The organism is Rhodoferax saidenbachensis (assembly GCF_031457975.1).
Taxonomy (GTDB): Bacteria; Pseudomonadota; Gammaproteobacteria; order Burkholderiales; family Burkholderiaceae_C; genus Allorhodoferax; species Allorhodoferax saidenbachensis_A.
On sequence record NZ_JAVDXO010000002.1, the window covers coordinates 313575 to 331360 of the forward strand.

Annotated in this window: 23 protein-coding genes; 6 read left to right on the forward strand and 17 right to left on the reverse strand. The window is 62.3% G+C overall.

The window, feature by feature from the left end; translation table 11 throughout:
• Positions 1-83 precede the first annotated feature (83 nt).
• The 5 genes from J2X15_RS05590 to J2X15_RS05610 are packed head-to-tail and all read right to left on the reverse strand — an operon-like array spanning position 84 to position 4156.
• Entirely contained in the window at positions 84-695 is a 612-nt protein-coding gene (locus J2X15_RS05590) for an SCO family protein (RefSeq protein WP_310340142.1), read from the reverse strand.
• 8 nt (positions 696-703) lie between these two features.
• Positions 704-1600 (reverse strand): heme o synthase, encoded by an 897-nt coding sequence (cyoE, locus tag J2X15_RS05595; protein ID WP_310340144.1) that lies wholly within the window; start codon positions 1598-1600, stop codon positions 704-706.
• Complete coding sequence (locus J2X15_RS05600; protein ID WP_310340145.1) at positions 1597-2715, reverse strand: COX15/CtaA family protein; 1119 nt, start codon at positions 2713-2715, stop codon at positions 1597-1599. The genes cyoE and J2X15_RS05600 overlap by 4 nt, the downstream gene beginning before the upstream one ends.
• A gap of 18 nt (positions 2716-2733) precedes the next feature.
• Complete coding sequence (locus J2X15_RS05605) at positions 2734-3423, reverse strand: hypothetical protein (protein ID WP_310340146.1); 690 nt, start codon at positions 3421-3423, stop codon at positions 2734-2736.
• Positions 3416-4156, reverse strand: a complete 741-nt coding sequence (locus J2X15_RS05610) for an SURF1 family protein (protein WP_310340148.1) — start codon at positions 4154-4156, stop codon at positions 3416-3418. The genes J2X15_RS05605 and J2X15_RS05610 overlap by 8 nt, the downstream gene beginning before the upstream one ends.
• A 15-nt stretch (positions 4157-4171) precedes the next feature.
• Between J2X15_RS05610 and J2X15_RS05615 the strand changes: the two genes are divergently transcribed.
• Positions 4172-4393, forward strand: coding sequence for a twin transmembrane helix small protein (locus J2X15_RS05615; RefSeq protein ID WP_310340150.1), 222 nt, complete (start codon positions 4172-4174; stop codon positions 4391-4393).
• A gap of 80 nt (positions 4394-4473) precedes the next feature.
• Here the strand turns inward: J2X15_RS05615 and J2X15_RS05620 are convergent, their stop codons facing one another.
• From J2X15_RS05620 to J2X15_RS05655, 8 genes are all read right to left on the reverse strand, one after another.
• Positions 4474-5355: a cytochrome c oxidase subunit 3 gene (locus J2X15_RS05620; protein ID WP_310340152.1), complete on the reverse strand. Its 882-nt coding sequence runs from the start codon at positions 5353-5355 to the stop codon at positions 4474-4476.
• A 53-nt stretch (positions 5356-5408) separates the two neighbouring features.
• Entirely contained in the window at positions 5409-5621 is a 213-nt protein-coding gene (locus J2X15_RS05625) for a DUF2970 domain-containing protein (RefSeq protein ID WP_310341227.1), read from the reverse strand.
• Complete coding sequence (locus J2X15_RS05630; protein ID WP_310340154.1) at positions 5621-6217, reverse strand: cytochrome c oxidase assembly protein; 597 nt, start codon at positions 6215-6217, stop codon at positions 5621-5623. The genes J2X15_RS05625 and J2X15_RS05630 overlap by 1 nt, the downstream gene beginning before the upstream one ends.
• A gap of 3 nt (positions 6218-6220) precedes the next feature.
• Positions 6221-6334, reverse strand: a complete 114-nt coding sequence (locus J2X15_RS05635; RefSeq protein ID WP_310340155.1) for a cytochrome oxidase small assembly protein — start codon at positions 6332-6334, stop codon at positions 6221-6223.
• The gene (gene ctaD / locus J2X15_RS05640; RefSeq protein WP_310340156.1) at positions 6334-7950 is read right to left on the reverse strand and encodes a cytochrome c oxidase subunit I; all 1617 of its coding nucleotides are present in this window, start codon (positions 7948-7950) and stop codon (positions 6334-6336) included. The genes J2X15_RS05635 and ctaD overlap by 1 nt, the downstream gene beginning before the upstream one ends.
• Before the next feature lie 42 nt (positions 7951-7992).
• On the reverse strand, positions 7993-9177 hold the full coding sequence (gene coxB, locus J2X15_RS05645; protein ID WP_310340158.1) for a cytochrome c oxidase subunit II: 1185 nt from the start codon (positions 9175-9177) through the stop codon (positions 7993-7995).
• A 56-nt stretch (positions 9178-9233) separates the two neighbouring features.
• A complete protein-coding gene (locus J2X15_RS05650; protein ID WP_310340159.1) occupies positions 9234-9710 on the reverse strand; it encodes a DUF2244 domain-containing protein in 477 nt (158 codons plus the stop codon).
• Positions 9711-9853: 143 nt separating this feature from the next.
• Positions 9854-10774: a class I SAM-dependent methyltransferase gene (locus tag J2X15_RS05655; protein WP_310340161.1), complete on the reverse strand. Its 921-nt coding sequence runs from the start codon at positions 10772-10774 to the stop codon at positions 9854-9856.
• Positions 10775-10813: 39 nt separating this feature from the next.
• Between J2X15_RS05655 and J2X15_RS05660 the strand changes: the two genes are divergently transcribed.
• The gene (locus J2X15_RS05660; protein ID WP_310340162.1) at positions 10814-11509 is read left to right on the forward strand and encodes a phosphoribosyltransferase family protein; all 696 of its coding nucleotides are present in this window, start codon (positions 10814-10816) and stop codon (positions 11507-11509) included.
• Positions 11510-11527: 18 nt separating this feature from the next.
• On the opposite strand, the gene J2X15_RS05665 is transcribed toward J2X15_RS05660, so the two are convergent.
• Positions 11528-11920 (reverse strand): hypothetical protein, encoded by a 393-nt coding sequence (locus J2X15_RS05665; RefSeq protein ID WP_310340164.1) that lies wholly within the window; start codon positions 11918-11920, stop codon positions 11528-11530.
• A gap of 81 nt (positions 11921-12001) precedes the next feature.
• Here J2X15_RS05665 and trmL point away from each other — a divergent pair, with 81 nt between their 5' ends.
• A complete protein-coding gene (trmL, locus tag J2X15_RS05670) occupies positions 12002-12475 on the forward strand; it encodes a tRNA (uridine(34)/cytosine(34)/5-carboxymethylaminomethyluridine(34)-2'-O)-methyltransferase TrmL (RefSeq protein WP_310340165.1) in 474 nt (157 codons plus the stop codon).
• Here the strand turns inward: trmL and J2X15_RS05675 are convergent.
• Positions 12472-12927, reverse strand: coding sequence for a MaoC family dehydratase (locus J2X15_RS05675; RefSeq protein ID WP_310340167.1), 456 nt, complete (start codon positions 12925-12927; stop codon positions 12472-12474). The genes trmL and J2X15_RS05675 overlap by 4 nt on opposite strands.
• A 65-nt stretch (positions 12928-12992) precedes the next feature.
• On the reverse strand, positions 12993-13613 hold the full coding sequence (locus tag J2X15_RS05680; RefSeq protein ID WP_310340169.1) for a ParA family protein: 621 nt from the start codon (positions 13611-13613) through the stop codon (positions 12993-12995).
• Between the two features lie 41 nt (positions 13614-13654).
• Between J2X15_RS05680 and kefF the strand changes: the two genes are divergently transcribed.
• The 3 genes from kefF (at position 13655) to J2X15_RS05695 (ending at position 17004) form a co-directional block, all read left to right on the forward strand.
• Positions 13655-14317, forward strand: coding sequence for a glutathione-regulated potassium-efflux system oxidoreductase KefF (gene kefF / locus J2X15_RS05685; protein WP_310340171.1), 663 nt, complete (start codon positions 13655-13657; stop codon positions 14315-14317).
• Entirely contained in the window at positions 14317-16143 is a 1827-nt protein-coding gene (gene kefC / locus J2X15_RS05690) for a glutathione-regulated potassium-efflux system protein KefC (RefSeq protein ID WP_310340173.1), read from the forward strand. Before kefF ends, kefC begins: the two co-directional genes overlap by 1 nt.
• 90 nt (positions 16144-16233) lie before the next feature.
• A complete protein-coding gene (locus J2X15_RS05695; RefSeq protein ID WP_310340175.1) occupies positions 16234-17004 on the forward strand; it encodes a hypothetical protein in 771 nt (256 codons plus the stop codon).
• A 21-nt stretch (positions 17005-17025) separates the two neighbouring features.
• On the opposite strand, the gene J2X15_RS05700 is transcribed toward J2X15_RS05695, so the two are convergent.
• The gene (locus tag J2X15_RS05700; RefSeq protein WP_310340176.1) at positions 17026-17781 is read right to left on the reverse strand and encodes a sulfite exporter TauE/SafE family protein; all 756 of its coding nucleotides are present in this window, start codon (positions 17779-17781) and stop codon (positions 17026-17028) included.
• Positions 17782-17786 lie beyond the last annotated feature (5 nt).

The window sequence follows — 17786 nt, forward strand, 5'->3', positions numbered from 1 at the left end:
TATGGTCCCGAATTCGGGTTACTACGGATATCAGCGTTGGCCGCTTGCTGGGGTCGGTCTAGTCCTACAAGCAGCCGCTGCGCTCAGGAGGTTTGCTTGAAGAGCTGCGCGATATCTGCCGCCAGCACCTTGGCGCCGCTGCCGTAGCGGGTGAACAGGCGCAGGCGGCCCTGGGTGTCGTACACATAGCTACCCGCAGAGTGGTCCATGGTGTAGCTGGTGGGGGTCTTGCCGTCCACCTTTTTGTAATAGACCTTGTAGTCCTTGGCCAGTTCGGCCAGCTTGTCGGGCGTGGTGGTCAGTGCCAAAAAGGTAGGGTCGAAGTTGCCCATGTAGCCCTTGAGCACCTCGGGCGTGTCACGCGCGGGGTCTACCGTGACGAATAGGCCCTGCAGGCGGTCGCCATCCTTGCCCAGCAGCTGCTTCACCTCGGCCAACTCCGCCATGGAGGTGGGGCAGACGTCGGGGCATTGCGTATAGCCAAAGAACATGACCACCACCTTGCCCTTGAAATCCGCCAGGTGGCGCAGCTGGCCGTTGTGGTCGGTCAGCGCAAAGTCTTGCGCGTAGGTGGCACCGGTCACGTCGATGGACGCGAACGAGGGCTTTTGCTCAGAACACGCAGAAAAAAGGCCTGCAGCCCCCGCAACCATTGCGCTAGTAGCTATGAATTTAATAGCATTTCGTTTATTCATCACAGGGCTCACAACAGGTAGTGGTCCAGCAGCAGTGCAGCAAACAACACACTGAGGTGGATCAGGGAGAAACGGAAGGTGGCGCGCGACAGCTCGTCGGAATAATTGCGCAGCAGGCGCACGGCGTACCAGCAAAAGCCCAGGCTCAGCACCACGGCCACCACCAAGTACAGCCACGAGCTCATGCCATATACAAACGGCAGCAGACAGGCCGCCAACAGCATGAAGGTGTAGAGCAGGATTTGCAGGCGGGTGAACTCGCTGCCATGGGTCACGGGCAGCATGGGCAGGCCGGACTTGCGGTAGTCCTCCACGCGGTACAACGCCAGCGCCCAGAAGTGTGGCGGCGTCCACAAGAAGATGATGAGGAACAGGATCAGCGCCTCCGGCCCCACATCGCCTGTCATGGCGGCCCAGCCCAGCACCGGCGGCATAGCGCCCGAAGCGCCCCCGATCACGATGTTTTGGGGCGTCAGCGGCTTGAGGATCACGGTGTAAACCACGGCGTAGCCCACGAAGGTGGCAAAAGTCAGCCACATGGTCAGCGGATTGACCCAGACATACAGCAGCACCGAGCCCGCAATGCACAGCGCCGCCGAGAAGATCAGTGTCTGTGTATCACTGAGCTCACCGCGCGCCGTGGGGCGCCAGGCGGTGCGCTTCATCTTGGCGTCGATGCCTTTTTCCACAATGCAGTTGAAGGCCGCCGCCGCACCGGCCACCAGGTAGATGCCCGCACAGGCGATGGCAGCCAGGCCAATCTGCGGGAACGTGGGAACGCCGGGCACGGCCAGCACCATGCCAATCAGTGCGCAAAACACGATGAGCTGGATCACCCGGGGCTTGGTGAGCGCGTGGAACTGGCGCAGCACCGAGGGTGGGGCAAGAGAAACATTCACAGTCATTCAGGAATTCCAGTTGAAGGAGACGTAGCCGCCCGGGTGCCTATCCACACCAAGGTGACCAGCAGGGCACCAGCGCCCCCGGTGTGCATCACGGCAGCCAGCAGCGGCCAGCCGAGCACTACATTGCTCAAACCCGTGGCCAGCTGCAACAGCAGCAAACCACCCAGCCAGCGCGCCGGGCGCCGCAACGCCGCAACGTGGCGCAGCCGCCAGACAAGCCCGCCCAGCACCAGCACCATGGCCCCCGCCAACAGACGGTGCGCCCAGTGGATGGCGGTCAGCGCCTGAAAGCTGATGGGAGTGCCATCCTGCGATAGACCCAGGGGGCGCCACAGCGTAAAGCCGCTTGCAAAGTCCATGGGCGGCCACCAGCTGTTCTGGCATTGGGGAAATTCGGTGCAGGCCAGCACCGCGTAGTTGGTGCTGACCCAGGCGCCCGAGGCGGCCTGCAGCACCAGCATCGCCAGCGCTGCCCAGGCGGCAGGGCCCACCCACGACGGCATTCGCCCCGGCACTGGGGCACCACCACGTGCCACCTGCAGTGTCAGCAATGCCAACAGCACATAAGCGCCTAGCAGGTGCAGGCTCACGATGGCGGGAAACAGTTTCATGGTGACGGTGAGCGCACCAAACGCGCCTTGCACGCAGACCCACACCAGCGTGAGTGTGGGCATCCAGGGCCCCGGCGTGGACCAAAGGGGCCGTGTGCGGCCAAGCCAGGCCGTCAGTGCCAGCACCAGAATCAAACCGCCTACCCCGGTGGCCAGGTAGCGGTGCACCATCTCGATCCAGGCCTTGCTGTGTGTCACCGGACCGGTGGGCATGGCCTGCTGGGCACTGGCAATGTCGGCATGCGCACCCAGCGGGCTCGCACTGCCGTAGCAGCCGGGCCAATCGGGGCAGCCCAGGCCACTGTCGGTCAGGCGGGTAAACGCGCCAAACAGCACCAGGTCAAACGTGAGAAACAGCGTGATGATGGTGAGCGCCTGAAAACGCTCGACCGGACTGCTGCGGCCATGGCGCAGCAGTACCCACAGCAGCGGACCCGAGGCCAGCAAAGCCCCCACCAGCAGCACACGCAGCAGGGGTGAGAGGTCGTACAAAGAAGCTTGCATGCGGGGTTCAGGCGCCGTTCAACGGCCCGCCTTGTCCCACGACGCGGCAGCGCGCAGCAGGCGGTCCATATCGCGCTTGGCCTGGGGCGCGTTCTCCGGCGTCAGGTTAGGCGGAAAACGCATCATCAGGTTGCCGATCGGGTCCACCAAATACAGGTGCTCCTGGAGCTGGGCGCCCTCTTGCGGCGGCAACCACTGCGCCAGCGCGTCCACAGGCAGGCGCACCACGGTGGCACCCTGCAAGGCGGGCCGCAGGGCCTCGGGCACGGGGGCTGCGTCGTTGACCAACCAGACCCAGTCCACCCGGTCTTTTTCCTTGCCCAGGGTTTCACGCAGCTGGCGCTGCAGGTATAGGCGCTGGGCGCAGGCGTCATCGCACGCGGCGCCCGCCACGCTGATGAACAGCCATTGGCCCTTGAGGTCGCGCAGGTTCACGGGTTTGCCGTCCAGGGCGGTGCCCACTAGGTCAGGCAAGGGGCGCTGGGGTTCGATCAGCGCACCAAAGTTGCGGCGGCCTTCGGGACGTACCACGTAGTAGGTGAAATACGAGGCCACCACGGGCGCCGCACACACCAGCATCACCAGCATCATCTTCCAGCGGCCCATGCGCGTGCGCACGACGGCCTGGGTCAACCCCTGGTCGGCCAGCGGCATGGAGTGCACAGTCATCCCCAGTGGGTGGTCGTCTTGGGGGTTGGCGCTAGACATGGGAATCCTTGATCACTTGAAAATACGGTCGAATTTGAAACCAGGCAAACAGCACCACGATCAGCAAAGCCAGCGCAAACCATTGCGCCGCATAGCCGTAGTGCTTGTCCACACCCAGGTTGATGGCAGGCCAGTCGCGCAGCAGCCCTTCGCTGGCCTCGCCGGTTTGCTGCAGCGTGATGTCGGTGCGCAACGGCAGGCCCGTCTCGGTGCGGAACTGGTCCAGGTCGAGATTTTGCCGGATTGCGCCCAGCGCAGGCGCGCCGGGCTCGTAAAGCTTGGAAGGCGGGGGGGCAATACGGCCGTGAACTTCCACAACACCCCCTGGGGTCGACAACGCGGGGAGTTTGGCGCGGTCTTCAAAGTTGCGCGGCAACCAGCCACGCTGCACCATCACCACGGTGTCCGAGCCAGCCAGCCGCAACGGCGTGAGTGCAAAGAAACCCACTCGGGCCTGCATTTGCCGGTTGTCCAGAAACATGGTGTGCTGGGGCACCCAGGTCCCGGTGAGAACGGCAGAGCGATGTACCAAGGCCTGCACCTCCGGGCCGGGGCTGGCTGCCATCAACTGGGCGTTGGGCAATGGCGCCAGCGCTCCCTGCTGCTGGATGGAGGCGGCCAGCGCCTCCTTTTGCGCGACCCGGTCCAACTGCCAGCGGCCCAGCGACACGGTCACGCCCACCCCCAGTAAGGCCGCCAGGCCCACCAGTAGCAAACGTCTGCGCGCACTCATCCGATAATCCTGTTCATGACCTACCTCGTAATCTTGGCGTTCATCGCCATCCTGGGCAGCCTGGCCGCCGCGCTGTACTTCATGCTACGCGGAGGTAAAACCGCCACCGCCAAGTCCCGCGGCATGGCGCGCGCGCTGGCGTTCCGTGTGGGATTTTCCATTCTGCTGTTTGTCTGCATTCTGGTGGCCTGGCAGTTGGGCTACATCCACCCTACCGGCATTCCACCGGGCCGGTGAACGGCAAGCGCCCTACCCGACAAACCTCCATTAAAAAAGGCACCGCATGCGGTGCCTTTTTTTGTTGTGCCGTTGGCAGCTTAGAACCAGTACACCAGGATGTACAGGCCCAACCACACCACGTCCACAAAGTGCCAGTACCAGGCAGCGCCTTCAAAACCAAAATGCTTTTCAGGGGTGAAGTGGCCCTTTTGCAGGCGCAGGGTGATGAACAACAGCATCAGCATGCCCACGAAAACGTGGAAACCGTGGAAACCGGTCAGCATGAAGAACGTGGAGCCGAACACACCGGAGCTCAACTTCAGGTTCATCTCGGTATAGGCTTCGTGGTACTCATAGCCCTGCAGGCACAGGAAGAGAACACCCAACAGCACGGTGACCCACATGAAGCGAATCGTCTTGCTGCGGTTGCCGTCGATCAGCGCGTGGTGGGCAATCGTCAGCGTCACGCCGGACGACAGCAGCAACGCCGTATTGATGGTGGGAATGGGCCAAGGACCCATGGTCGTGAACGACTCCACAATGCCACCAGGCGATGCCGTCGCACCGGCAGCCAAGCTGGGCCACACGGCCTTGAAGTCGGGCCACAGCAACGCGTTGTCCAGGCTACCCAGTGCTGGCACCGAGTGCGAACGGGCCCACCACAGCGCCGTGAAGAAGGCCCCGAAGAACATCACTTCGGAGAAGATGAACCAGCTCATGCTCCAACGGAAGGAGATGTCGATCTTGCGACCGTACTGGCCGCCTTCGCTTTCGCTGATGGCGTCACCAAACCATTGGTACAACACGGCCAGCCACCAGACCAAGCCCAGCGCCAGCGAGTACTTGCCCCAATCGGCACCGTTCACCCATTGGCCTGCGCCCAGAATCACAAAGAACAGTCCGGCCGCCGCCATGACCGGGTGACGCGAAGGACCCGGTACAAAGTAGTACGGCGTGCCACCATGTGTTGTTGAACTCATTTTTGCTCCATTCCTTCTCTAATCCAAATCTCTGAAATCGGACGGGCGCTCGCTTAGGAGGCCACAACCCATTTCGCCAAACTGATCAAAATGACGACCAGCAACAACGCGCCCACGATGCCCACCACCACCACATGCATGGGATTGACCTTGGCCAAATCGTCGCGGTAACCCTTGTTGCTGCGAATACCTAAAAACGACCACGCCACCAGCTTCACACTGTGAAGAAACGAGGCCTTGGCCTTGACTGGCACTTGGGGCTCCATCACGAGCCCGCGCTTTCCACCGCGGGCACCTTCACACTGGCCACGGGGGCAGCGGGCGTTTTACCGCCCACCTCGAAAAAGGTGTACGACAAGGTGATGGTGCTCACGTCCTTGGACAACTTCGGGTCGATCACAAACACCACGGGCCAGGCCTTCTTCTCACCGGGTTCCAGCGTGTACTGGTTAAAGCAGAAGCACTCCAGCTTGTTGAAATGCGCAGAGGCTTGCAGCGGCGCGTAGCTGGGAATAGCCTGGGCCGACATGCGGCGATTCTGAATATTCTGAAACTCGTACATCACCGTGGTGATTTCACCGGGGTGCACCTGCACCGAGCGCTGCGCGGGCTTGAAATCCCAAGGACCGCGCGAGTTCGCATCGAACTCCACCGTGATGGTGCGCGAGGTATCCACCTGCGTATTCACCACATTAGCCTTTTGCCCCGACACCACTTGCTCGCCCAGGGCCAGGATGTTGATGCCGGTCATTTCGCAAATGCTTTTGTAAATCGGTACCAGCGCGTAGCCGAATGCGAACATGCCAACGGTGATCACCGCCAGCTTGCCCACCATCCGGGAATTTTCGCGCTTCAAGCCCATCGCTTATCTGCTCAGCAAAATCATCTTGGCCATGAAGCCAATGAAGAACACCGCTGCCACCGAGGCCAGAATCAGGCCCAGGCGCACATTGGCTTTCTTTTGCTCTGGTGTGGACATCAGCCGATCACCTTGGTCGCGGTTGCGTCCAGCTTGGGCGGGTTTTCAAACGTGTGGAACGGTGCGGGCGACGGCACTTCCCATTCCAGGCCTTCGGCCGCTTCCCAAGGTTTTTGAGGCGCTTTTTCGCCCTTACCCAACATGATGGGCAAGACCACAAACAGGAAGAAGTAAACCTGCGCTAGGCCGAAGGCGAAAGCGCCAACCGAAGCCACGGCGTTGAAGTCGGCAAACTGCATGGGGTAGTCGGCGTAGCGACGGGGCATGCCGGCCAGACCCAAAAAGTGCATGGGGAAGAAGGTCACGTTGAACGCGATCAACGACCACCAGAAGTGGATCTTGCCGCGGGTTTCGTTGTACATCACACCAGTCCACTTGGGCGACCAGTAGTAGAAGCCTGCGAACATGGCGTACAAGGAGCCAGCCACCAGCACGTAGTGGAAGTGGGCCACCACGTAGTAGGTGTCTTGCAGTTGGATGTCGATAGGTGCCATGGCCAGAATCAGGCCGGTGAAACCACCCATGGTGAACACGAAGATGAAGCCGACCGCAAACAGCATGGGGGTTTCAAATGTCATGGAACCTTGCCACATGGTGGCGATCCAGTTGAAGATCTTCACGGCGGTCGGCACGGCAATCAGCATGGTTGCGTACATGAAGAACAGCTGGCCTGTCACCGGCATGCCGGTGGTGAACATGTGGTGGGCCCACACGATGAAAGACAGGATGGCGATCGACGACGTGGCATACACCATGGAGGCGTAACCGAACAGCTTCTTGCGTGCGAACGCGGGAACGATCTGGCTCACGATGCCGAAGGCCGGCAAGATCATGATGTACACCTCGGGGTGACCGAAGAACCAGAAGATGTGCTGGTACATGACGGGGTCACCGCCACCGGCGGGGTTGAAGAAGCTGGTGCCGAAGTGACGATCCGTCAGCGTCATGGTAATTGCGCCAGCCAGAACGGGCATCACAGCAATCAGCAGGTAGGCGGTGATCAGCCAGGTCCAGGCGAACATGGGCATCTTCATCAGCGTCATGCCGGGAGCGCGCATGTTCAGGATGGTCACGATGATGTTGATCGAACCCATGATGGATGACGCACCCAGGATGTGCATGGCAAAAATGCCGGCATCCATGGACGGGCCCATTTGCAGGGTCAGCGGCGCATACAAAGTCCAGCCAGCAGCGGGTGCGCCACCGGGCATGAAGAACGAGCCCACCAGCATCAACGCCGCAGGAATCATCAGCCAGAAGCTGAAGTTGTTCATGCGAGCAAAGGCCATGTCAGATGCGCCGATTTGCAGCGGGATCATCCAGTTCGCAAAGCCCACGAAGCCCGGCATGATGGCGCCGAACACCATGATCAGACCATGCATTGTGGTGAGCGAGTTGAACAACTCTGGGTTCACCAGTTGCAGACCGGGCTGGAACAGCTCGGCGCGAATCAGCAGGGCCAGAATGCCGCCGATGATCAGCATCGTGAAGCTGAACAACAAGTACAAGGTACCGATGTCTTTGTGGTTGGTCGCAAACACCCAGCGCTGCCAGCCCGTGGGGGCGTGGTGGTGGTCGTCATGGGCGTGGTCGTGATGGTCTAGTACGGCGCTCATTCTGCTGTCCTTCTCAATTCTCTTCGTTCAGTCTGGGGAACATTACTTGCGCAATGCCAACACGTCGGCTGGCTGCACCAGTTGACCCGTCTTGTTAGACCAGTTGTTCTTGGTGTAGCTGATAACCGCCGCGATGTCGGTGTCGCTCAAGGCCTTCCAGGAAGGCATGGCACCGTTGTTCTGGCCATTCAGCAGAACCGCGATCTGTTTGTTCTTGTCAGCATCGAGCACCACGGCAGCACCATCCAGGGGCTTGACCGGGCCAGCGCCCTTGCCGTTGGCCTGGTGGCAGGCCGCGCAGTTTTGTGCGTACACTTTTTCGCCGCGCTTGGTGATGTCATCCAGCGTCCAGACCTTGGTGGGGTCATCGGCCTTGGCGGCCATCTTCTTCTGCTCCACAGCCACCCACTTGGAGTAGTCCTCAGCGGACAGCACCTTCACGTGGATGGGCATGTAGGCGTGTTCCTTGCCGCACAGCTCGGCGCACTGACCGTAGTAGTCGCCCACTTTTTCAGCACGGAACCAGGTGTCACGCACGAAGCCGGGGATGGCATCCTGCTTGATACCGAAAGCGGGCACCATGAAAGCATGGATCACGTCATTGGCGGTGGTGATGATGCGGATTTTCTTGTCCACGGGAACCACCAGCGGGAAATCCACCTTCAGTAGGTAGTTGTCGACCGACTCGCCCTTCTTGGGACCGCCGGCGTCGGACATGGCGCGCTGGTCGCTGTCCAGGGTGGAGACAAAGCCGATGCCTTCGCCTTCGCCCTTCAGGTAGTCATAGCCCCACTTCCACTGCATACCGGTGGCCTTGATGGTCAGGTCGGCGTTGGTGGTGTCTTTCATGGCCACCACCACCTTGGTGGCAGGCAGTGCCATCAAGATCACGATGACAAAGGGGACGATGGTCCAGATGATTTCTACAGTCACCGACTCATGGAAAGTGGCGGCCTTGTAACCTTGTGACTTGCGATGCTTCCAGATGGAATAGAACATCACCGAGAACACGGCCACGAAAATGACCGAGCACATGATGAGCATGAACCAGTGCAGCCATTGCTGCTCGCGGGCAATGTTGGTCACCGCGGGCGCCAGGTTCAGCTGGTTCACTGCCGGCCCGCCGGGCAGGTCGTTGACGGCATGCGCCAGGGTGAATGCTGCAGTGCCAGCCCATGCACCTGCTGCCAGCAGCAGTGAAGCCAATTTGTTCAATATGCTCTTCATCGTGTTCACTTTTCTAAGCCCCAAAATTACCAAATGCGCAAAGCGTGCAGGCCCATTCAGGCAGCACGCAGGGCAAGCCGGATTTCACGGGCCAGCAGCGGTCGCAGCTCTGGCCGAATGAAACGCCCTACCTGGATGGTTCTACCCCGTCCGGACAACTCGATCAACGATCCGTCCCCCGCACGCGGCTCCACCCTGACCCAATCCCTCTGAAATTCGGCACGTTCGAGTTTGCCGGCACTCTCCCACTCGACCACAAGCTGCCCCTCCTGCAAGGAGATGCGCTCGCCATCGGTGGCATGCCGGGCATACACCACAAACGCCAACCCCACTGCCATCAGTTCGAGTGATGCAAAGGGCATCACCAGTGTCGCGCCCTGGGACCAGAAAAGCATTCCGATACCCAGAGAAACTACACACAGTGACACATACAGCCAGACCAGTTGAACCGGCGTGACTGAACAGTTACGCCTAAGAAACCACTGAACGTGCCGCCCTTGTACCGTCGCAAAGCGAAAAACCAGATTCGTCATGCGTCTTGCCCGAAATGGCCCAGCCAATCACTGGCCGAGTCGAGACTGCAGGGGAAATGCCGTTACCTCTAATCCACGCATTGTAGTCGAGCCGACCTCTGAATCCGCCCCAAAAAGGCAAAACTGCGCCCCGGGATCGTCGCTCAGGCGCCGGTTTTGGCGCCCGTTGGGCCGTGCTTGAGAACGGATCGCATCTGTTCCAGCGAAACCGTGGTCTCGGGCTGCACCTTCAGCCGCGGCCGCGGTTTGAAGGCATGGCCGTAGACGATTTCGAAGGTGACCTGCAGCCGCCCATCACCCGCGGGCGTGGCCAAGCCTTGCGACAAGGCGGCATGCAAACGCGCCAGCCAGGCGCGCGAACGCAGGCCGGCAAAACGCTGCGGATGCAGATTGCGCCCCAGGCCGCGCAGTTCGGCCAGCAGGCTCTGCGGCGTGGAGTAGGTCAGCGTGATGCGCTCCATATCCATCACCGGCTCGGCAAAGCCGGCGTGGACCAGCATGTCGCCCCAGTCGTGCATGTCGGTGAACTCATGGCCGGGCACGGGCCAGCCCATGCGCGCGTAGACCGCATGCAACTCACGGAGGGTGTCGGGCCCCAGGCAGGAGAACATCGCAAAGCCTTCAACCGACAGCAGGCGGTGCCACTCGCCAATCAGGGCCTCGGGGTCGGCGGCGGTGTGCAGCGCCATGTTCGCCCACAGCATCTGCACCGGCTGTGCGGGCGCGGCAAAGTGCAGCTTGGGGCCACGCCAGCGGGCCGGTTGCCACCAGGGTTTTGCTATCAAATCATGAGCTGCTCGCGCACGTTCTACGGGGGCTTCGAGCACAAAACACTCGGAATCAGGGTAGCGCTGGCTCAGCAGCGCCTGGGCCTGCACACCACCCTGCAACGGGCCCCAGTGCACCCATTGTTTGGGCTTTTGCACGATCCACTGCAGGCGGTCTTCCATGCGGCGGGCTACTTCCTCATGCAGCCAAGGCGACGTCTCACCGGGCACCGGGCGCCGTTGGGCCCAACGCGTGGCGGCAACGGGGTCGATGGTGGGGGGGCGCTGGGTGCTCATGGGGAGGGGACAAAAGGCGGTCGCGAGTATATTGCCTGCATGTTCCGCCAGCTGTTTCAGGGGGTATCGCGGCGGCTGCCCAGCCGGTGCGCTGTGTGCCATGCCTGGCCCGCCCAGGCGGTCTGTGAAGACTGCGTCGCGCAGTTTGCACAACCCGTGCACCGCTGCGCGCACTGTGCCCTGCCGCTGCCTGCGAGCATGCCGCGCTGCGGCGCCTGTATCACCACCCCACCGCCCTGGGATGCGGCCCTGGCCGCAGTGGGCTATACCTACCCGTGGTCCGGTCTGGTGGTGGACTTCAAATTTCAACAATACCCGGCCTGGGCCGGCTCCCTGGCCACGCTGCTGCACAGTGCACCTTGGGTGGAGCCCGCGCTGGACGCGGCCGACCTCGTGTTGCCCCTGCCCTTGTCACGGCAGCGCCTGCAAAGCCGCGGCTTCAACCAATCGCTAGAGCTGGCGCGCCGCCTGGCACCGCACAAGCTGCGCACCGACCTGCTGCTGCGCGTGAAAGACACGCCACCCCAAAGCAGCCTGCCGCGTAAAGAGCGGCTGCACAGCGTGCAGGGTGCGTTTGCGGTGGAGCCGCTGCGCGTGGGCGAATTGCGCGACCGGCGCGTGGTGCTGGTAGACGATGTGATGACCAGCGGCGCCTCACTGCACGCGGCCAGCACAGCCCTGCGCGCTGCGGGCGTAGCGCATATCACCGTGCTGGTCTTTGCGCGGACCGAGTAGCCGGTCCGCGGGGGTCGCTCAGTGCAGGGTTTCGATGGCCAGGCGGTGGTAGCGCTCGGCCAGCACAAAGGACACGTGGTGGATGGCATCCTTCACGCGCTCCGCGCTGGCCTCGTCGGGCGTGGCCAGAATCAGGAAGGTGGCACCGTCGTGGGCCGCGTCCAGAAACGCCTGCAGGGTCGAGAGGCTGGTGCCCAGACTGGCCAAAAAGCCTGCCTCGTGAATGTTTCTTTCCGCAAACTCGGCCATCTGCTGCGGGAGTAGCTCCATGGAGTCGCTCGCCGCCAGCCCCTGCGCGCGCAGCTCTTGCAGCACTTGGTGCGCGTCCTCCAAGTCCTGAAACGCGACCACCGTGTGGCCCGTGGGATAAAACGCACCAAAGTCTTTGTGCAGCTGGTCCAAGGTTTTCATGGCACACCCCGAAGTGATGACACTTCCATAGTAGGCAATATTCTGGAAATTCTCCAGTTCGGGCACGCGACAATACCGGCCATGTTCCATATCGTTCTGGTCGAGCCCGAGATCCCCCCCAACACGGGCAATGTCATCCGCCTGGCAGCCAATACGGGTTGCACACTGCACCTGGTGGAACCGCTGGGGTTCTCCATGGACGATAAACACATGCGCCGCGCTGGGCTGGATTACCACGAGTACGCGGCGCTCAAGCGCCATGCCGACTGGCAAACTTTTCTGGACACCGAACAGCCCATGATTGAGCGCATGTTCACGCTGACCACGCGCGGCACGCGCAGCCCCTACGCAGTGGCGTTTCAGCCTGGCGACTGGCTGGTGTTTGGCTCAGAAACCAAAGGAATCTCGGACACGGTGCGCGCCGCGTTTGATGCCCAGCGCAGCCTGCGCCTGCCCATGCTGGCTGGGCAGCGCAGCCTGAACCTGTCCAACGCGGTCGCTGTGACGGTGTTTGAGGCCTGGCGGCAGCAGGGCTTTGCCGCGGCTACCGCCTAAGGGTACTGGCGCACCAGCGATTCGGCCACGCAGACCGGTTTGGGTGCACCCTCGCACTCCACGGTCACTTCCCAGGTCTGCTGGCGGCCACCGTTGTCGATGGGGTCGCTGGCCAACAGCTTCATGTTCGCGCGCAGCCTGCTGTTCACCGGCACCGGGGCGATGAAGCGCACCTTGTTGAGCCCATAGTTCACGCCCATGCGCGCTTCGGTCACCGTGATGGCGCTTTCGAAGAACTGCGGGATCAGCGACAGCGTCAGAAACCCATGCGCAATGGGTGCGCCAAACGGCCCCGCCTTGGCGCGCTCCACGTCCACGTGAATCCACTGGTGATCGCCCGTGGCCTGGGCAAACAGGTTGATGTGTTCCTGGGTGACAGTGGTCCACTCGCTGGTGGCCACGTGTTGGCCCACCAGGGCGGAGAGTTCGGCAAGGGTGGCAAAGGTTTTCATGCCGCCCACTGTAGCCAGCCGCGCAGCACCGGCGTGTCCGCCGCGTGACAAACAGATCCAAGTGACTACTTGGCGTCCAGCCAGTGACAGATGGGCTGCCACTGCGCCAGGTCGCGCTCTACGCGGCCCGGCGTGACGTCAAACACCGTGAGCCCGCGGGCGGCCAGCTGGATGTAGTTTTGCGTGTCGCGCACAAAGCCCAACACCGGCAGACCCAGGCCCTGCACAAAGGTATGCAGCTGGTCGGCCGCACGGGTGCGCTCGTCCACGCGCATGCCCACGATGCCGATCTGCGTTTTGGCGGCCTGGGCGCTGTCGGCCAGTTCGTCCAAAAAGGCGCGGGTGGCAAAGATATCGAACACGCTGGGCTGCAGGGGCACCACCACCTTGTCGGCCAGCTTCAGCACTTCTTTCAGGCGCTTGCCATGCAGGCCGGCCGGGGTGTCCAACACCACGTGGGTGGTGCCCTTGGGCGGCTTGGCAATCTGGTCGTCGCCCACGTCCCAGCTGGCAATGGGCCGGGCCGCCGTGGGCCGCAGCGTGAGCCAGAGCCGGGAGGACTGTTGCCGGTCGGCATCACCCAGCATGACGGCATGCCCCTGGGAGGCAAAGTAGCCCGCGATCTGGGTGGACAGGGTGGACTTGCCCACCCCGCCTTTGGGATTGGCGACAACAACCACGGGCATACACGACTCCTTGGAGGGTGGAACTGCGCTATGTTATCGGGATGGACACCGAACACCAAGCACCGCCCGCGACAGCGCCCAACCCCGCCCGCCCCATCTATGTGGTGGCGGCCCACCCCAACTGGCGTGAATCCCGGGTCAATCGGCGCCTGCTGCAGGCCGCGCGCGCCGCCGACACAGCCACCGTGTGCGACCTGTACGCGCACTACCCGGACTACCACATCGCTGTACCGACCGAGCAGGCCCGGCTGCAAGACGCCCAACTGGTGGTGCTGCTGCACCCGGTGCAGTGGTACTCCATGCCCGCGCTGCTCAAGCTCTGGTTGGACGATGTGCTGGCCCACGGCTGGGCCTATGGCGGTGGTCATGCGCTGCAGGGCAAGGACCTGTGGCTGGTGGCCACCACCGGCGGGCCTGAGGGCTCGTACCACCCGCAGGGCTACAACCGCTACTTCTTCGACGCCTTCATGCCGCCCTATGAGCAGACGGCCGCGTTGTGCGGCATGCGGTTTTTGCCGCCCATGGTGCTGCACGGCGCGCATAGCGTGGACGCGGCCGAGGTGGACGCCCATGTGGCCATGTTTGCCGAGCGCCTGGCCAACTACCCGCAGTGGCCCGAGCTGGACGAGATGGAAGGTTGCCCCGCCTGCGTGGTGCCCGACACCGACCGGCCCACGCACGAAACCGTGGGAGCCCAACACTGATGGAACACGCACCCACCTGGCTGATCAACAGCTTTATCTACCTAAGCGCGGCGGTGATTGCCGTACCGCTCTCCAAGGCCGTGGGCCTGGGCTCCATCATTGGCTACCTGGCTGCCGGCATTGCCATCGGACCCTGGGGCCTGGGTCTGGTGACCAATGTGGAAGACATCCTGCACTTTGCCGAGTTTGGCGTGGTGCTGATGCTGTTCCTGGTGGGCCTGGAGCTGGAGCCCAAACGGCTGTGGAACCTGCGCCGCTCCATCTTTGGCTGGGGCAGCATGCAGGTGCTGGGCTGTGCGCTGCTGCTCACCGTGGTGGCCATGGCCTGCGGTGCGGGCTGGCGCCTGGCCGTGGTGGCCGCGATGGGCCTGGCCCTGTCCAGCACGGCCATTGCACTGCAGGTGATGGGTGAGCGCAACCTGCTGCCCACCAGCAGCGGGCAGGCGGCGTTTTCCATCCTGCTGTTCCAGGACGTGGCGGCCATTCCCATCCTGGCGCTGCTGCCGCTGCTGGGCGTGGTTTCTGCAACCAATGAGGCTTCAGCCCCCGTAGAATATGCGCAATCAGCTATAAAAATCGTAGCAGTCATTGCTGGCATCGTGCTCGGTGGTCGGCTGCTGCTGCACCCGCTGTTCCGCTGGATAGCGCGCTCCAAGACGCCCGAGATCTTCACCGCCGCGGCGCTGATGCTGGTGGTCGGCATTGCCGGGCTGATGCAGTTTGTGGGCCTGTCGATGGCACTGGGCGCCTTTCTCGCCGGCGTGCTGCTGGCCGAGAGCGAATACAAGCGCGAGCTGGAGACCGACATCGAACCCTTCAAGGGCCTGCTGCTGGGCCTGTTCTTCATCGCCGTGGGCATGAGCATCGACTTTGGCGTGCTGCTCGCTTCGCCCTGGCTGATGGCCGCCGTGGTGGTGGGTTTTCTGGCCATCAAGGCGGCGGTGATCTACGCACTGGCGCGCCATATCCAGCTGCCGTTTCAGGAGCGCCCGGTGTTCACGCTGCTGCTGGCGCAGGGCGGTGAGTTTGCGTTTGTGGTGTTCCAGGCCGCAGCGGGAGCCAACGTGTTACCGGCGCAAACGGCATCGCTGCTGATTGGGGCGGTGGCCGTGTCCATGCTGCTGAGCCCGCTGATTCTGGTGGCGGTGGACCGGCTGGTGCTGCCGCGGTACGCCCACTGCGGTGTGCCGCAGTTGGAGGAAATCTCCGAGCAGCAAGAGGCGCCCATCGTACTTGCCGGTTTCGGCCGCTACGGGCAGATCATTGCGCGCGTGATGCTAGCCGAGGGCATTCCGGCCACCGTGCTGGACCACGACGCCGAGATGATCGAGGTGGCGCGCAACATCGGCTACCGCGTGTTCTACGGCGATGCCACCCGGCTGGACCTGCTGCGCACCGCCGGTGCGGCTACGGCCAAGGTGCTGGTGGTGGCCGTGGACGATGTGGAGCAGTCGCTGGAAATCGTGGACCTGGCACAGGCCCACTTTCCGCAGCTACAGATCGTGGCGCGTGCGCGCGACGTGATCCACTGGAACAAGCTGCGCGACCGCGGCGTGATGCTGGTGGAGCGCGAGCTGTTCGAGTCCAGCCTGCGCAGCGCGCGCAGTGTGCTCGAGCTGCTGGGCCAGGAACCCCACGCCGCGCGCCAGACCACTATGCGCTTTCGCCAGCACAACCTGGAACTGTTTGAAAAAATGCATCCGCATTACAAAGACAGCTCCAAGCTGATTGCGGTGATCAAGCAGGGCCGCCAGCAGTTGGAGGAGCAGATGGCGCAGGAGCGTGCTGAAAATGAAAAGCGGCGCCCCCACGGCTGGGACAACTAGGGCCAAAGTCCTGATTCACTCTTTTGGGGGATGGCCGCAATGCCAGATCCCCGATAGCATCGGAGCGCTTTTTCAAAACAAGGAGACACATTGCGCTTTTCCCCCACCGTCCAGAGCCTCTGCGGCTTCGGCATCACCGTCGTCACATCCCTTTCCACCCCCGCTTTTGCGCAGGTCCCCTACGACAAAATTGAAATCGGAACCACGCTGGATGCAACTGGCATTGCGCTGGGCATGTTCAGCAAACCAATTCCTTTGCCAGAGGGCAAATGGAGCGTGGTTGGCAAGCGAGAAGAATCGTTGCCCCTCAGTGGCGGCCGTTCCGACAGCCCGTCCAGCACCCCCAGGGTTTCACTTACCCTGCACAACACGGACCGTCAGGATTCGCCTCTGTTTGCCATGGTGGTGAGCTTCACCCCCAACTCCATTCCCATCAACTGGGGCAACCGCAAGTGCGTAGCCAATGGCCCTTTGGGCTTGGTCGATGACTTTGGCATGAACCCCGACGCCATGCTGTACGTCTGTGCACGCGCGGAAGCGGGCTACAACTTTCGCCAAACCGTGATCACTGCCAATGAAAGCGTGTCTCCCTGGGTCAGAAATTTCATGCCGGCCTTGGCCCCCTTTGCCAGCGAAATTCCAACCAACGTGGTCATGGTCGATATCTATGGCAACAAATTCCGCGGCAAATCGATGGGCATTACTTACCTATTGCGGGCCGACGCCAATGCAGACGTGAACCAAGCCTACCGCAGCCATCTCACCACCTGGATGAACGCAACCGGCCTGCGCTGGGCCAAGGTTTTGAACAATGACGCCACTCAGTTGGACGGCCCAGCCACCTATTGGGCGTCCAAATAAATCGGAACGTGATGGGCTGGCTCAGGCCAGCCCATCCCACAGCAGCTTGACGCCGGTGAGGAACATGCCTGCGTACAGGAAGCGGTAGAACAGCTGCTGGCTGATGCGCCGGGCTAGACGCACACCGATCCACACGCCAACCGGAGCGATGGGCAACAGCACCAGGCTGGTGGCCATGTTGCGCAGGTCCAGCAAGCCCAACAGGCCGTAGGGAATCCATTTGCTCAGGTTCACCACAAAGAAGAAAAACGCCATGGTGGCGGTGAACTTGACGGGGCTGAGCTTGAGCGGGATCACATAGGCGTTGATGGGTGGGCCGCCCGCGTGCGCGATGAAGCTGGTGAAGCCCGAGGTGGCGGTGAGGATCGCTCCCAGCCAGCGTGGCGGCGGTGCGCTGTCGGGCTTGGGCGGAAACAGCAGGCGCTGCGCCAAAAACAGCAGCGTGAAGCCGCCCACCAGGGCCGCCACCGTGTGCGCATTCAGCACCTTGAACAGCAGCGCCCCAATGCCAATGCCCACCAAGCCACAGGGGATCAGGAATTTCAGCAGCGTGAGGTCAAAGTCCTTGCGAAACGCCGCCATGCCCAGCACATCCATCACAAACAGGATTGGCATCAGAATGGCTGCAGCCTCGGGTACGGTCACGGCCAGCGCCATCATGGGCACGGCCAGCGAGCCAAAGCCCGCGCCAAAGCCGCTTTTGCTGATGCCCAGCAGCAGCACGGCGGGGATGGTGACGGCGTAAAAAAACAGATCGGTGATCAGGGGGAAGGTCATGGACA